Annotated in this window: 10 protein-coding genes; 4 read left to right on the top strand and 6 right to left on the bottom strand. The window is 40.7% G+C overall.

The window, feature by feature from the left end; genetic code table 11:
* Positions 1-75: 75 nt before the first annotated feature.
* Positions 76-870, bottom strand: a complete 795-nt coding sequence (gene cas6 / locus ACYVFA_RS05635) for a CRISPR-associated endoribonuclease Cas6 (RefSeq protein WP_460470832.1) — start codon at positions 868-870, stop codon at positions 76-78.
* Positions 871-1,151: 281 nt separating this feature from the next.
* Here cas6 and ACYVFA_RS05630 point away from each other — a divergent pair, with 281 nt between their 5' ends.
* The 3 genes from ACYVFA_RS05630 to ACYVFA_RS05620 all read left to right on the top strand — a co-directional run bounded on the left by ACYVFA_RS05630 (position 1,152) and on the right by ACYVFA_RS05620 (position 5,800).
* Positions 1,152-1,901 (top strand): LytR/AlgR family response regulator transcription factor, encoded by a 750-nt coding sequence (locus tag ACYVFA_RS05630; protein WP_460470831.1) that lies wholly within the window; start codon positions 1,152-1,154, stop codon positions 1,899-1,901.
* Between the two features lie 32 nt (positions 1,902-1,933).
* Positions 1,934-4,582, top strand: coding sequence for a TonB-dependent receptor (locus ACYVFA_RS05625; RefSeq protein WP_460470830.1), 2,649 nt, complete (start codon positions 1,934-1,936; stop codon positions 4,580-4,582).
* Between the two features lie 135 nt (positions 4,583-4,717).
* Positions 4,718-5,800, top strand: coding sequence for a hypothetical protein (locus ACYVFA_RS05620; RefSeq protein ID WP_460470829.1), 1,083 nt, complete (start codon positions 4,718-4,720; stop codon positions 5,798-5,800).
* A 62-nt stretch (positions 5,801-5,862) separates the two neighbouring features.
* Here ACYVFA_RS05620 and ACYVFA_RS05615 read toward each other — a convergent pair whose 3' ends face one another.
* Positions 5,863-6,396: a nuclear transport factor 2 family protein gene (locus ACYVFA_RS05615; protein WP_460470828.1), complete on the bottom strand. Its 534-nt coding sequence runs from the start codon at positions 6,394-6,396 to the stop codon at positions 5,863-5,865.
* A gap of 392 nt (positions 6,397-6,788) precedes the next feature.
* Here ACYVFA_RS05615 and lysM point away from each other — a divergent pair, with 392 nt between their 5' ends.
* Positions 6,789-7,247: a LysM and BON domain-containing protein gene (gene lysM / locus ACYVFA_RS05610; protein WP_460470827.1), complete on the top strand. Its 459-nt coding sequence runs from the start codon at positions 6,789-6,791 to the stop codon at positions 7,245-7,247.
* A gap of 59 nt (positions 7,248-7,306) precedes the next feature.
* Here lysM and ACYVFA_RS05605 read toward each other — a convergent pair whose 3' ends face one another.
* The 4 genes from ACYVFA_RS05605 to ACYVFA_RS05590 all read right to left on the bottom strand — a co-directional run bounded on the left by ACYVFA_RS05605 (position 7,307) and on the right by ACYVFA_RS05590 (position 15,157).
* Entirely contained in the window at positions 7,307-9,850 is a 2,544-nt protein-coding gene (locus ACYVFA_RS05605) for a zinc-dependent metalloprotease (protein WP_460470826.1), read from the bottom strand.
* Positions 9,851-9,982: 132 nt separating this feature from the next.
* Positions 9,983-13,366, bottom strand: a complete 3,384-nt coding sequence (locus ACYVFA_RS05600; RefSeq protein WP_460470825.1) for a PAS domain S-box protein — start codon at positions 13,364-13,366, stop codon at positions 9,983-9,985.
* Positions 13,367-13,418: 52 nt separating this feature from the next.
* A complete protein-coding gene (locus ACYVFA_RS05595) occupies positions 13,419-14,456 on the bottom strand; it encodes a hypothetical protein (RefSeq protein ID WP_460470824.1) in 1,038 nt (345 codons plus the stop codon).
* Complete coding sequence (locus ACYVFA_RS05590; RefSeq protein WP_460470823.1) at positions 14,453-15,157, bottom strand: hypothetical protein; 705 nt, start codon at positions 15,155-15,157, stop codon at positions 14,453-14,455. The genes ACYVFA_RS05595 and ACYVFA_RS05590 overlap by 4 nt, the downstream gene beginning before the upstream one ends.
* Position 15,158 lies beyond the last annotated feature (1 nt).

Raw genomic sequence — 15,158 nt, 5'->3', positions numbered from 1 at the left:
AAAATATATAGTCTTTCAGCCCAAAATCAACCGATTTTGCCGAATTTTTTCAAGTAAGGATGTGTTTTATAAGGTTCAGGGTACTATTTCACAAAAACCGCAACCCTCAGAACAATATCGACCGAAACCACCCAGGAAGCCCACTTCTATCACCTCTTTTGGGCCTGTTAATGCAAAAGTGAAATCTCTGTAACCCTTAATTTCAGTAGCGGCTTTTTTACGTTCCTTAATGGTTATTTTCCGTGATTTCATCTTTGATTGGTCGACCAGCTTAAAACTGATTTCCTGCTCAATCAGGTTTGCATCTATCACCTCATTCCTTTCTTTGATAATACTCAGATATTTATCAATTAAACCTGAGATGAGGTATTCTTCAAATCTTGGATCAGTAGGTTCAAGATATTTGTCTTTGCCTTCTTTTTTTTCAGCCACCACCATTAGAGAGGTAGCCCTGAAAAACGTAGTTGTGTTGAGATGAAAGGTTGTTCTGGTTTCTAAATTTTCAATTTTGAACGACGCTTTATAGTCCTGATTAAACAATTGAAGTGTTTGCTCATGGAAAAGCCCCGCGATAAATTTCTCGGCAATTTCATCAATATAGAAAGAAACTGTCCATTGAATAGTAGGCGAAAGAATCTGAAATCCTGAATCTCCTTTCTGGTAACTGATGCGGGCTTGTAAATCAGAAAAAGTAAAATGCTTAAAAGCCTTTTTCTGTTTTACATGAAATCCTTCTTCATGTAAAAAACCGGCGTATTCCGAATCGGCTTTGGTAATAACGCTATAGAGCCATGAGGCAAGTGGATAATGATAATTCCACATCAGATAAGGATCTGGGGTAAGCGGCTTTAATGTAAGTGTTAGTCTCATGCAAAAGGCTATGGGATTGAATCGAATGCCTAAAGTATAGGAGTCATCTGCCAAAAGGAAATAATCGGGAATATATTTTTTTTTCGGTCACTTTTTTGGTAGCAAGGCTTGCAGGAAGACTTATTTTGCTTTAAAATTGAATAAGAGCTGACAATTTTTGACCAAAACAGGTGCTTTCGCATTATTCTAATTTGTTCTCCGTAATTTTGCCACGCAAATTTTTTTTCGCCAAGACCGAGATATTTCGTCTGAAAGTGGAAATCCTGACACCGAAATAGCCAATGACTATTCTGATCGTAGAAAAAACAGAAGATAATTTTAAACTGATAGCAGACGTGCTGGCAGAATATTATCCGATGTCTGACCTGATACATTGCCAGAGCATCAAAGAATCGCTGGCATATCTGGCCGTGAACGAAGGAGTAGGCCTGGGCTTTTTTGAGGTAGAGCTCACCGATGGATCAAGCTTTGAAATATTTCAACAAGTAAATGTAGCCTTTCCGGTAGTATTTATGTCGGCTTATGATAAGTACTGGTCGCAGGCAATGCCCTTGAATGCCATAGATTATTTAAGGAAACCGATTGACAAAACTGAGATAATCAGGGTACTGGATAAGTACGAAACGCTCAGAAAACATTTCCTGTTAAGCCTGACAAATACGCATAGAAGTGCTGATTATAAGCCACTCTCAACCAAAGACCGATTGATTGTGAAGAAAGGCACGAATTACTATGTCATGAAAACGGATGAGGTAGCTTTCATCTATACCGAATCAAGAGTCGTTTTTCTGATAGACAAAACAGGGGAAAGGTATATTATTGAAAAGAATCTGGGTGAACTGGAATTAGAACTGTCAGCCCGACAGTTTTTCCGGGTGAACCGGAAGTTTATTGTAAGCATTGATGCCATCAAAAGTTTCAAGCCCTCATTTAAGGGAAAAATAGCTTTAGAACTGATGCACCTCTCAAAAGCCGAGGTAAGTATCAGTCAGGAAAATGCGGCACAATTCAGAAAATGGATTGAAGGATAAAACAAAACCATCATTAAGCATTAAAGAAAATCATGAGAAAAAAGCTTTACTTATTCATGTGCTTACTCACACAGTGGGCATGGGGACAAGAAGTGCCAACCGATAGTGCCAGAGCATTGAACGAAGTAGTTGTTTCGGCATCAAGAATCGAAGAAAATATTTTTAAAGCGCCTGTATCTGTTACCAAAGTTTCTGCACTGCAATTACAACAATCGCCCGGTATAGAATTGATTTCTTCTTTATCCCGCTACAAGGGGATTGATGTAAGCCAGTCAAGCTGGTTTGTTACCAGTTTAAGTACCCGTGGATTCAACAGTTCAAAAGCGGAACGTATTCTGCAATTGGCCGATTACGTCGATTTCATGTCGCCCACGTCTTCTTTATATGGTGGTAACTGGATGGGAACGCCTGATCTGGACATTGATAATATCGAAGTGATTTATGGCGCAAACTCAGCGCTCTATGGCTCAGGGGCATTCAATGGGGTGATATTGATGCACTCGAAAGATCCATTTAAACATCAGGGATTAGCCGTTTCTATGCGTGGTGGTTCAAGGTCATTATTAGATGGCCAGATACGATACTCACAGGCATTTGCCAAACGCTTTGCCTTTAAACTGAATGCTAATTTTACGCAGGGAGAAGAGTTTCTGGGCGAATCAGATGCGGCCATCAAAGCTGTAACAGCTGGTGGCTTAGCAGGCTCTGATGCTGCCAACAATGCCTATGGTTCACCATTCGGCTGGAACAAACTTAATTATTTTGGCGATGTAGGTTTGACCGTCTCAGACCCAAAATATACACAATATAATAATAACCAGCCTTACCGCATCTATATGCCGGGCTTCAAAGAGGGTGAAATTATTGGTGCCAATGCCGGAAGCAAATTTCTGAATCTGAATACTTTTCAGGCAGGGAGCGTTCGCCTGAATCCGTCTTTACACTTTAAGATTGACGAAAAAACACAGGCTTCTTACGAGTATCGCTGGTCGATGGGTAATGGGATTTTTCAAAGTACCAGCCGCTTTGCCTGGCGTGAAATGCAATACGATTTGCATAAATTTGAGATAAAAAATAACCGATGGTTTATCCGTGCCTATTCGATGTTCGACTACGGCGGAAAAGCGTATGAGGTAGGAGGGGTAGCCAATGCCTTGCAGAATGTGCGCATGACTGACCCTAAAAACGGAAATTACCCGACTATCTCAGCCAATTATTTCAATGCCTGGAATCAGATATTTGCAGCTGCCCGTGGCAGTGGCTTTGGTGGAGGAAATCTGGCAGGAGTTTATGTGCCTGACGGGATTAGTGGTAGTGTTCCGGCTGGTTTTTCTATCCCGGCCATTCAGGGAGGGCAATCAATTGATGCGGCAGCTAAATTAGCTTTTAATCTTACGCAAAATCTACAATTAAATCCTAACCCTCCGGGAGCATCGGGTTCAATCTTCGGGCATATTACCGAAAAAGTAGCCGATGGAGTAGGTGATTTAACCATCAATGGTTCAACCGTGAAAGGAGCCGCTTTTACCAATACCGCCCGCTATACCGATTTATCAGCCCAAAGAGAATTTAAGCTCAATACAACTGATATTGTGATTGGAGGGGCGTATCGTAGCTATCTTTTGAAATCGAACGGAACCTTGCTTTCTGATGGTAATTTTTCGCCATTGACTGGCGAGAAACGCAATGCCATTGTAAACTGGGAATCAGGTGTTTATGGGCAGATTCAACAAAAACTATTAGAGGATAAACTGACTTTAGCCGCTGCTGGCAGAGTGGATTTGTTCCAGAATTTTGATACCAAATTCTCACCTCGTATTTCGGCAGTGTATTCAACTGGTCGTCATAATTTCAGAGCCAATTATGCTACGGCTTTCAGAGCACCGGCACAGCTTGACCAATATATTTATCTGGATTATGGCAGTATTTTACTGATAGGCAATGTAGAAAATGGCTATAAGGGATTGAACTCGGCAGGCACACAGCCTTATGAAGTGAAAAAACTGGCTCCTGAAAAAATGAATAGCTGGGAGTTGGGCTATAAAGGTTTATTGACCAAGGATTTACAGATTGACCTGAGCTATTACCATAGCTTATACAATGGATTTATAGGTATTGTGCGCTTTCAGGGACGTGAAGATGGGATTATGCCAGAGGGAAACTATCAACAAAAAACAGGCGATTGGGCAAAAGCTGCACCTGACCGCACCCGAGGAAGATTTATCCAGACCTGGGCAAACTTTGATAAACCTGTAAATACGCAGGGCGCTTTCATCAGCCTTGACTATCGGGTTAGTAAGAAGCTAAGTGTCTATGGGAATTATACCTGGGCTAAAATCTCGGATATTAAAGACCTGATCGCTGGTTTTAACACCCCGGAACATAAGTTTAATCTGGGTGCCAATGGCTTAATCACTAAAAACTTCTCTTATTCAGTTAATTACCGTTGGAGCAGTACTTATATGTATTTTATGCCATTTGATGAAGGCGAAATCAAGGCCTTTGGTACATTAGATGCGCAACTGAATTATTATATTAAAGATTTGGGAAGTATGATTAAGGTAGGAGGCACAAACCTTACCAATGCCAATGCTATTACGGTTTACGGCTCGGCACCTATCACCCGCATTATCTACGCCGGAATTGTTTGTGACCTGAATTTCAATAAAAATAGCAAATAAGCGTTGAGAGTAGGGAATTTAGTGAATGAGTGATTGTGTGAATGAGCGGCGTCCGCTCAATCACTCAATCACTCAATCACTCAATCACTCATTCACTCATTCACTCAATCACTCAATCACTCAATTATTTTGCTAATGCACAGGATTGTCACTTTTTTGATATTAGCCTTTTGCTGGGCTACTATGCCGACAGTATTGGCACAGCATTCCATTGCACTGAAAGATGCACGGATTGATATTAAACCCCTTGGCTACCATATTGCTGAGGTAAAAGATGGGCGTGTGCAAAAAAATAGCGTTTCGGTTATCGGCACTATTATTACTTCTGTTGACGAAAAAGCATCTCTCTCTATTACTGGTGGTGTAAAGAACGGCTTCCAGCATTTTATTGCCAAAAATCTGGCGAAAGACATCAATACAGTTCCTATTCTTTATCATATAAAATCATTGACCATTGCCGAATCACGAAAAGAAGGAGCGGTGAATGGAAAAATGTCGTTAGCCGTAAGTTTTGAGCGTATCGGGAAAAATGATACGGTTTCGTTGGTTAGTCACGAGGTATTTAGGGATTATAAACGCTCGGTGGTGGCTTCGCCCAATATGAATAACCTTGAATCGGTTTTGCATCAGTTGATTGTTCAGACTCTTGAATACTTTAATGATTGGATGGAAATCAATAATGAAAAGCACGAAGCTCTAAGCAAAGGGGTCGAGATTTTCATGATGCCCGATTATAAAAAGAATGATAGGGATACCATCTACTACGAAACCCGCAAGGTAAACTGGGATGATTTCAGAGGTAAGCCCAATTCATTAAGATATGGGGCGGCTATCTTTAGCAATTTTGGTTATCATTCTTCTTTCAAGGTATCCAAAGGATTGATTCAGGCTTTTATAGAAACCCGAACTTATATGGTAAGAGGGATGTCGTGGGCAAATGAATCGGCCAAAAACGATTTTTCATTGGCGCATGAGCAATTGCATTTTGATATTACCAAACTGGTAGTAGAGCGATTCAAGAAGAAAGTAAAAGCCATGCGAGCCGAAAGCATAGAAGACCTGAACAGCATGATTCAGTATGAATATCTGGAATCATACAGAGAAATGAACCGATTGCAAAAAGAATACGATGAAGAATCACGCCATAGTCTGGATACCTTCAAACAAGCCGAATGGGCACAGAAAGTGAAGATGTGGCTGAGTGAGGTAGTGGGGTGAAAAAAATCTCCCTCTCGGTTGAAGAAAGGGAGTTTTTTTAGCGGGAAACAATATTTCCTTTCTCACCAGCCATCATCCGATGGTTTGGCTTTGGCTGCTGTTTTTTTACCTGCTGGTGTATTGCCCGCTTTTAATGTATTGGCTGCCGGAGCGGCAGTAGTGCCATTGGCAGCTACTAAAGTACCTTTATCGACTTTAGAGAATACGCGGCTTACGATCTTCCACTCGCCATTTATTTTTAATAGATTCAGAAAATCTACGTATTTAAAAGTATCAAATTCTTCTTCGGTTACGGCTGTTCCGGCGGTTCCGGCATAGCTATAACTCACAATATTACTCTTCCATTTAGCACCTCCGGCAGGCACCGATGCAATGAATTTTTTTACCGGAATCTCGGCGATGCGTCCGTTAGATAAGCTACGCAGATTGGCAGCATAATGGAATGCACGGTTTAATTTAGCAGAGTCGCCAGTAGCGCCACCATCTAGATAATTGTATAAAGTTGCCTTGATTGCGTCGTCTTCTGATTGCGCGCTGACTTTCACAGTAAAGCCCAGCATAAGTATACATGCGAGTAGTAATTTGTTACATTTCATCGGTATATGTGTTTATATCTTCTCCTCAAAATAACGAAAATAATACGGGAGTATTGCAAGGTTTTTTTGCATTATTTACGCAATTCTTAATATTTTTTTAATGCTTATCCTGTTACCTTATCGGCATTTACCCCTAAAACTTGTCAAAAATCAGCTATTTTAATGATAAAATCGTCTTTAATAGAATTTTAAAACAAAATCTTAAAAATAGTTAAGTATTTCTGTTACTTTAGCGAGCGGATACGTCTAAAAACCGACTGCTGATTATGGCATCATTTAAAATTGACTGATTCTGAATAATTATGATTTTTTTAGTCTTATAGGAGTCAGGTTTTTAATACATTTGCAGTGCTTATTATTTATCAATTATTAACAAAAAAACAATTACGAAAATGGGATTAATGTCATTTTTTAAAGGAGTAGGTGAAAAACTTTTCGGCCACAAAGAAGAGGAAGCACCGGTTGAGAAAAAAGAAGAACTAAAAGCGAGTGTTTTATTGGCTCATGTTCAGAAACTTGGCTTAGCTTTCAATACTTTAACCATTAAAACCACAGGTGATACTGTAACTTTAATTGGTGATGTAGATAAGCAGGAAGATTCTGAAAAAATTGCTTTGGCAGTTGGTAACGTTGAGGGTGTACACGTGGTTGACAATCAGTTGACTGTAACTACGCCTGAGCCGGAAGCTCAATTCCATACAGTAGAAAAAGGTGATACTTTGTCTAAAATCGCTAAAACTTATTATGGCGATATGATGAAATACCCTGTTATTTTTGAAGCCAACAAACCAATGTTGACTCACCCGGATAAAATTTATCCTGGCCAGGTATTAAGAATTCCAGCGCTTTAATATAGCAGAAAAGCCCTCGCAAGAGGGCTTTTCTATGTCTTTATCTTCTTCTGTTTCATCTAGTTGGTAATCACTACCTTTCTGCTAACTACTTTCTCGCCAACCTTGATTTTGACGATATAGCTTCCCGTATTAAATGGCGTCAGATCAATAAATTCCTGCTTACCCTGATTTACTTTTGATGTATTTTGCTGCAATACTCTGCCTGTCATATCTACCAGGGATATTACCGAATTAGCGGGTTGCGGTGAAAGAAACTCTACTGTCAGTTTCTCACGGGCGGGGTTAGGAAATACATTGATACCATCCTGCACCGTTTCTTCGGTTGCCAAAGGCTCCAGGATAATGATTCTGGCAGTACCCGACACTGCACCTGTACCACAGTCATTTTTTACCGCGCTCAGCTCATAAGTAGTGGTTTGTGCGGGTTTTACGCCGACTACAAACGGATTATTGGTGATAGCAAAGTTTTTTCCGTCTGACAAAGTTACAGAGGCCGGGAAGCCTCCGGTTACGTTCACTTTCAATGCTGTGCTATCGCCTAATATAATTGTATTGTCTCCACTTAAAATGGCAGTTGGCACTGCACGGATATTGATATCCATACGGGCTTTGCTACTTTCGCATCCTGCCGTGTTTGTCTGGGTTACATAATAAGTAAAAGTACCTTCTTTGGTAGTTGAGGGCACTAATGAATTATATGATTTCAAATCATTTTCATCTACATACCACTTGATATTTGAACCCGTAGCCTTTAATGTCTGCGGCGTGCTGTTCTGACAAATATTAACTACCGGGCTAACTGCCGGAGGACTTGGCGGCGAAACAATGGTTAAAGGCCCGATTGGTGCACTAAACAAGGATGAGTTTTTGGCTATGACCTTCAACTGATAGCCTGAGCCAGTCTTGAAATCGGCAGGCAATTGCGCTGATATATTGAATAAAGACACCTGTGTAGGTAAATCTGTGAAATTCTGGCCTGCGGCATCAGAAATTTGTATCACCAGTTGGTTATCATACGATAAACCACCAATGACACTGATAGAGAGCCTGATAGTCTGCCCTTGGCAAACAGTGGTGGTGCTTAATCCGGTTGCGCGTATTTGTGGTTGAGCAACTGTGATGGTTACTCCACCATTTCTTTGTCCTTCTCCGCACATATTTCGTACGGAGGTTACACCAAAAACGGTGGTTTCATTATACGCTTTACTATAAATATAGGTGTCCTGACGCGTATCGTTTACCGAAGTTCCATCTGATAAAACAAAAGACCAGGTTCCGCTTCCTTTCAGGTTTAAGGTAAAATCAACTGTTTCGCCGGGAATGATATTTGTTTTATTAGGAAGGAGATAGGCAGTAGGATAGGTGCGGATGGCAAAGCTTTCACTGATGGGGCTGACAGTCTGCGGGTTAGAAGCCTTTAGTCTGATATGATAACTCTCGCCCTCTGGCAAATCAAATGGGAGCTTGAATAGTACTTTATTCCCTCGTCTGTTCGATGCAATGGTGGTGTAAACTTTACCCGACCCATCTGATAATTCAGCACTAATCTGGTTATTATCTTCAAATAGGCCATCTAAACCATAAGTTACCTGTACTGAATCACCAACACAATATACAGATTTGTTCAGGTTTTTGATAGAAACGAAATTTGAAGCCCCCTGCCCAGCAACCTGATATTCGGCTGAAGGAGAAAAACGGATACTGAATGATGCCTGCATTTTCAGGTATTGCTGCCCGGTAAATGCACTGCCGCAATTCTGATAATAGGACATGAAATTGTTGGTAGCCGGAGCAAATCTATCTCCATTGGCATCTACCATATCGGCTGGCGAGGTATCCGTACATTTAAAAGCCGCAGAAATAGGCAATCTTTCAAAGGGGTCGGATGGGGTATCTGAAATCTGATCTCCCATTTCAGCGCAGTTTGAACCAGCTCCTCTTGTTACTAATTCTCTTTGAGATATATTTGGGCTATTGCTATCCTGAAAAGTATGTAGAAGTCCAAAATAATGACCAAATTCGTGTAGAAAGGTTCTGGTTTTAAGACCCTGAATATCGTCGGCAGAGCGTTCAAAATAGGAGTAGAAGATGCGGTTGCTGTTAGAACCCAAACTGGGTAAGGTGGCATAACCACTGAGAACTGTTAAATCGTTAAGCGTAATGTTTTTGGCAAAATAGATGTTGACGGCATTCTGCACATCATATTTTTTCCTAAGCTCAGCTTCATCAGTGATTTTAAATTCGAAATACTTATTATCTTTAATCTCATATATCTGGTTATTGAGCAGGTATAATTCGACATTTATATTTTGCAGATAGGCATTGGCATAAGCGATAATTTCGCGAATATCGGCTTCACTCAGCACAGAGGCTGAAGGCGTATTAATGCCCGAAATGATGTTGACTTTTACGGCTACCCTATAATTGGTGAGTCGGGCTTTGCTTGAAGATTTCTGCTGAATAAATTGTTTATACTGTGAAAGGAGTAGTTTTTTTTCGGTAGCTGTTGGTGCAGGCATACCACAGTTCCTTTGGGCGAAAAGACTTTCACCTTGCCCTAACAAAAGAAGCAAAATTATAAACGACCAATTGGTTTTCATTCTTAAAGATTCACTCTTCAATAGCGTGTAAAACAATTACGGGATTCGGGTAATTGGGACAAGAAACTATTCAGGCTAAACTTATGTCAGCGTATATTGTTTCAAGCAAAAGAAGATTAACGGGAATAGTCTCTAGGATAAAATTCTACGGTATTCGTCGCGAAATTTAGCAAATTCTTCTTCCAGTACAATCATTTTTTCGATAAAATGCGTTAAATCGCCTGTTTTTGACGGCACCTCTATGTTTTTTGTGATTTCATGGATACGCGACAGGCCAATTGTACCCGAATTTCCCTTCAAAGTATGCAGTTCACTCTGGATAGTTTTTACGTTGTCTGGATACGCTTCTCTGGTGTTCTGTATCTGCTCTAAGGCTTCGGTTTCAAAGTCTTCAAATACCGTCAGCAGCATTTCTTCGCCTACCATTTCCTTTAGCTGGTTCACCACTTCCATATCAAACATCGGTATATCAGCAGGTACGCCGAAATCAAGCGAATTGGAATGATTTGTAGCATCAAGCGTTTCGGCAATGATCTTTTCTGTCACTTGCTGAAAAGGCACATGAGCCACTCCCTGATTAGCCGCAGCTTTTTTTGTTGATGATGAACTATTTTCTCTTCCTTCGGTTTTTACCAACTCATTTACTTTTTGTACTAATACGGCTGCCCGGATAGGTTTAGGTACATAATCATCCATGCCTTCGCTCAGGAATCGCTCACGGTCATGTTGCATAGAGTAGGCGGTCATGGCCACTACTTTTGGCAATGACGTGCCATAGAGTGCCCGCATTCTTTTGGTAGTTTCGATACCATCCATCTCCGGCATCTGAATATCCATGAATACCAGATCGAAGGTGTCATCATCGCCAAAAATCTCGATGGCTTTGGCCCCACTTTCAGCTGTGATTACCTTGCAACCTGATTTTTGTAATATCTCGGAGGCTACTTTTCTGTTTACCTGATTATCATCTACCAACAGGATTTTAGGCGAATAGGTATGGAAGAAATTCGTCAATTGAATTTCATTTTCGCTTGCTTCTGATACACTTGGGCTGATGCTTGTGGAGCGTACTTCAATCGTAAACCAGAAAGTACTTCCTTTGCCTTCGTTTGATACCACGCCCATATCTCCTTTCATCAATCGGCATAACTCTCTTGAAATGGCAAGACCCAGACCTGTGCCACCAAAAGATTTTTTGGTAGAATTATCCAATTGCTGGAATGCCCCAAATAATAGCTTCTGGTCGTCTTCCGAAATACCGATGCCTGAATCCTTTATTTCACCTTTCAATACATGGATTTTGCCATTAGAGGATACTTTTGATAAGGAAACCACAACGGTTCCGTTTTCAGTAAATTTCAGCGCATTGGAGGTCAGATTCGAGAAAATCTGCAATAAACGGGTTTGGTCAGCTATCAGATAGGCGGGCACATCTTCGCCAATCTCGTAGGTCAAACGATTGTTTTTCTCAATGGCCCGTTGGCGGAATAAGGCCACTAATCGCTCAAGTAATTCTTTAATATCAAGCGGAGCATTATGCAAATCCATCTTGCCCGCCTCAATCTTCGATAAATCGAGAATATCATTCAGAATCGTCAATAGAGTTTCTGACGATTTCTTGATTGTTTGTACATAGTCTCTTTGCTCAGGGTTCAGCGGAGTTTCGTACATCAAATCAATCATGCCAATCACTCCATTCATTGGTGTACGAATCTCATGGCTCATATTGGCCAGGAAGCGTTCTTTCACTTTCAGCGAACGTTCGGCTTCATCTTTGGCAATGAGCAAATCTTCATTGGCATTCTTCAATTCCGAAATATCACGGGCCACCCCTTCTACCTCAATCGGTATGCCTTTGGCATCTTTAATCATCCGGATATTGAGCATAAACTGTCGCAATTCTCCATCTTTGCGTTTCACGACCACCTCAAAATTGGTGATACTACCCGATTTTAATAAACCTTTGATATTTTTTGAGCTATCAATGGCATTTTCAAAGAATTTATCCACCTTATTGCCCATTACTTCCTCTACACTATAACCTGTATGAGTCAGGACAGATGGAGAAATCATGCTGATATTTCCAGCCAAATCGGTGCGGTAATAAATATCAATGAATGACTCGATGGTATCGCGGAATTTCTGCTCACTTTTCTGAAGTGTAATCGTAGAGTTTTTCTTTTCGGTAATATTCTGCGCAATGCCCGAAATCTCTTCAATCTGTCCGGTTGAGGAGGAAAGAATCGGATTCAGAAAGAACTCATACCAATCGTCGCCACCATCTATTTTACCCCAGTGCATTTCGAAGTATTGAGGCTTACCCTTAAAGGCTTCGTTGTATTTTTCGCGGAGAACCGGGCGGTCTTCCGGCGCAATTAATCGCCAGCCGATTTTCTCCGTACTCGAATTTAACTGCGGAGGGAAACCCAGATTATTCCTGATCAGGTTTTCGTAATTTTTATTAAAAGAGCTTAATTGTCGTTTCAGATTCACCGTCCAGATAACGTGCGAACTACTATCAAATACGGCATTCAGTCTGGAAGTCTGGCGCAGCAAATCTTCTTCATTCTGTTTTCTTACCAGTGCAGCTGCCACCTGTCCTGAAATAAATTCCAGCAGCTCTAAGTCTCTGATGTTGAACTTGTTACGGTCGCTATACGATTGCACACCGATAACCCCCGTTGTGCTTGAGTCTACTTTTAAGGGCGCACAAAGCATGACTTCGGGCACCGATGAGCCATAAAGCGTCAGGCGCTCAGTTTCGGTCAGTTGTTCAATGTCTTCTTTGTAGAGAAAGAGTGGTTTATTCTGTACCATTGAGTATTCAATGATACCGTTGCCGAGTTTGCGGCGCAGGAAATTCTCACTCGTTTCTGCATATTCATCTACTACATAAGGGTAATAGATTGTGCCGTCCTCAGGTTCAAAAAGAGCCACGAAGAAATTGTTGGCCTGTATTTTCTTTTGTAGTTCTTCATGTACCTGTATCAGAAAATCTTTGAGGCTTAGCGTATTCAGGTTGAGCTGGGCAATGGTATAGTACAATTGCTGTGCTCTTTCGGCCCGGCGGCGAAGCGTAATATCTCTGAACAGACAACGGAAAGCAGTAGGAACGCCATTTTCGAAGCGGCAACTGATGTCTCCTGAAAGATACACCCGTTTACTTTCCTTGTTACGCATCACGGTCTGGTAATCTACAATCTGCTTATCGGTTTTGATCTGCTCCAGCGTATCCAGCATATCCTGAGCAAATTGCGGGTGCAGAATATCCTGTAAAGACAATCGGGCTAGTTCTTCACTGCTATAGCCTAATACTTCTCTGAAAGCCTTGTTGACAAACAAAAAACGACCATCTAGCGAGAGTAGCATGATAATTTCGGAAGTATTATCAACTAAATCCTGTAACTGATCTATGGCATTGCTATGCTCGGCTTCGTCGAGCTTACGTTTAAGTTTTTCAATCTCAAACAATAATTCTTCCTGTGATTTCTCAACCGTCATCGTTCTGGGTAACATTATAGAATACAAAGCCAAATCTACAAAGAAAGATGAAGATTTTAAATCTTATTTATTTACCGAAGCGTAAACCCAATGTATAAGTAGAGGCACTCAATTGTCGGGGCGTATCAAGCCCTGAGTAGATATTGGTTTGTGCAGAAGTAATCACAATATTGTTGGGCATCATCTGGAAAAACAAATTGATAAACTTGTATCCGGCATTGGCTATGAAGCCCGTTTGTAGCGGCCTGTATTTGATAGGTACTGGAGCGCCATGTTCCAGATAAAGAAACTTATCGTTGGTGGATAGTTTACTATTCATACTATTCAAACCAGCCGCTATTTTCACGCCAATGCCAATATTAAAAGTTCTCTCTCCTTTTTTATTAACCAGATAAATCATCGGTAGCGCCTGCAAATAAAGATTGGCAGAAGTTACATTTCTGGTAGGATATTCTTTTGAATTATAGTAAGTAGGTTCTTCTTTCTCTGTTTTAGGGTCAAGCGTCATGCTTGCTACTCTTTTTATTCTTAATCTTGAACCCAGCAAATCAAAGCCCCCGCCATATCTTAAGGTAATGGCTGCGCTGTTTTTTAAAGTCAGGATTTTTTCAAAAAATCCACCGATTCCTACCATAAATGATCTTTCTCCTTCTATCCTGAAAAAGTCCTTTTTCAAACCAGTCTCTCCGACTTTATAATTATTTCCTGCAAAATGGCTGTTAAAATAATCAGTGCCAATACCCGAACGTACCCAGGTATTAGTGATAAATGCCTGATTTAAACCTGCTAAAACATTCAGATTCATATTTCTGAACCATCTTTTCTGATGCACCTTTGTATTGGCCTCCCGGTTCTTTAATTCGGTAGCATCTTTAAGATTTACTTCTTCGCTGAGTGAGAAATTTTTTTCAGAGCGTTTTTTCAGTTCTTTAAACAAGAGATTTAAATCATATTTTCCGATTTCTTTCAGGTCTTCAGGGTTTTCGGCATAGAAAACAATTTTGGCTTTTTTTCCGATTTTGGCAATAAGAGAATCTTTTTTGGCGTAGGAGACAGTTATGGTTGAAATAATAGCAGTCACAGTTAATAGAAACAGCTTTTTCATTTTTTGGGTGGTTTTGTATTGGTTACTTTGGTTGTGTCATGAAAAAAACTCCTTTCCAGATAAGCCCATACATTCCTCGGTTCGATATTCAGTTCGCGCAGGTCTACTTTTCCTTCTGTATTGAAATGTTTCATTTGTCTCAAGGCGCGTTTAGCAAAAGATTCCCGTTCCATCATTCTATCGGGAATAACCGGTAAGATCAATGAGGTAACGCGTTGCGCCTTGAAGGCAATCGGATGTAGCCCTAAGTCTTTAGAAGTGGTGGATTCAATAGGTTTGTCAATCGACTGAAGTCGGGCTACGTCCAGAGTCAGTAGCCTTTCTTCAAATTCTTTAGTTTCAACACTATCATTGGCCAATACTGGCTGGATAGTATTATTTTTCCTTAGCAAAACTTTTGGAACAGATGGTTCTAATCGGGCAACTATTGTTGGTTTTTCAGTTGTGGTGGAAATAGTCGCGGTATTCTTAGTCACACCATAAGTTGATTGTGGAGTATCAGTAGGGGACAAAAAGAAATAAAATGTCGAACCTACTACCAAACTGGCAGCCGCCCAATACCATGCAAGCAGGTTTTTACGGCTTTTCTTTTGTTCTAACCTTTCCTCGACACGTTCCCAAAGATCTGAATCGTTGAAAAATAGGTCAAGGTCGCTTAAGTTGTCAATTTTATTCTTAATATCTTTCTCTTCTGGTGTCATT

Source organism: Emticicia fontis, from assembly GCF_054779675.1.
This window is presented reverse-complemented; position numbering and strand designations above follow the sequence as displayed.

Bases quoted from the DNA above. Each gene is read 5' to 3' on its own strand.
- ACYVFA_RS05600 (WP_460470825.1), bottom strand. From the start codon at position 13,366: ATGTTACCCAGAACGATGACGGTTGAGAAATCACAGGAAGAATTATTG.
- ACYVFA_RS05590 (WP_460470823.1), bottom strand. From the start codon at position 15,157: ATGACACCAGAAGAGAAAGATATTAAGAATAAAATTGACAACTTAAGC.
- lysM (WP_460470827.1), top strand. From the start codon at position 6,789: ATGGGATTAATGTCATTTTTTAAAGGAGTAGGTGAAAAACTTTTCGGC.
- ACYVFA_RS05620 (WP_460470829.1), top strand. From the start codon at position 4,718: ATGCACAGGATTGTCACTTTTTTGATATTAGCCTTTTGCTGGGCTACT.
- ACYVFA_RS05625 (WP_460470830.1), top strand. From the start codon at position 1,934: ATGAGAAAAAAGCTTTACTTATTCATGTGCTTACTCACACAGTGGGCA.
- ACYVFA_RS05630 (WP_460470831.1), top strand. From the start codon at position 1,152: ATGACTATTCTGATCGTAGAAAAAACAGAAGATAATTTTAAACTGATA.
- ACYVFA_RS05605 (WP_460470826.1), bottom strand. From the start codon at position 9,850: ATGAAAACCAATTGGTCGTTTATAATTTTGCTTCTTTTGTTAGGGCAA.
- ACYVFA_RS05615 (WP_460470828.1), bottom strand. From the start codon at position 6,396: ATGAAATGTAACAAATTACTACTCGCATGTATACTTATGCTGGGCTTT.
- cas6 (WP_460470832.1), bottom strand. From the start codon at position 870: ATGAGACTAACACTTACATTAAAGCCGCTTACCCCAGATCCTTATCTG.
- ACYVFA_RS05595 (WP_460470824.1), bottom strand. From the start codon at position 14,456: ATGAAAAAGCTGTTTCTATTAACTGTGACTGCTATTATTTCAACCATA.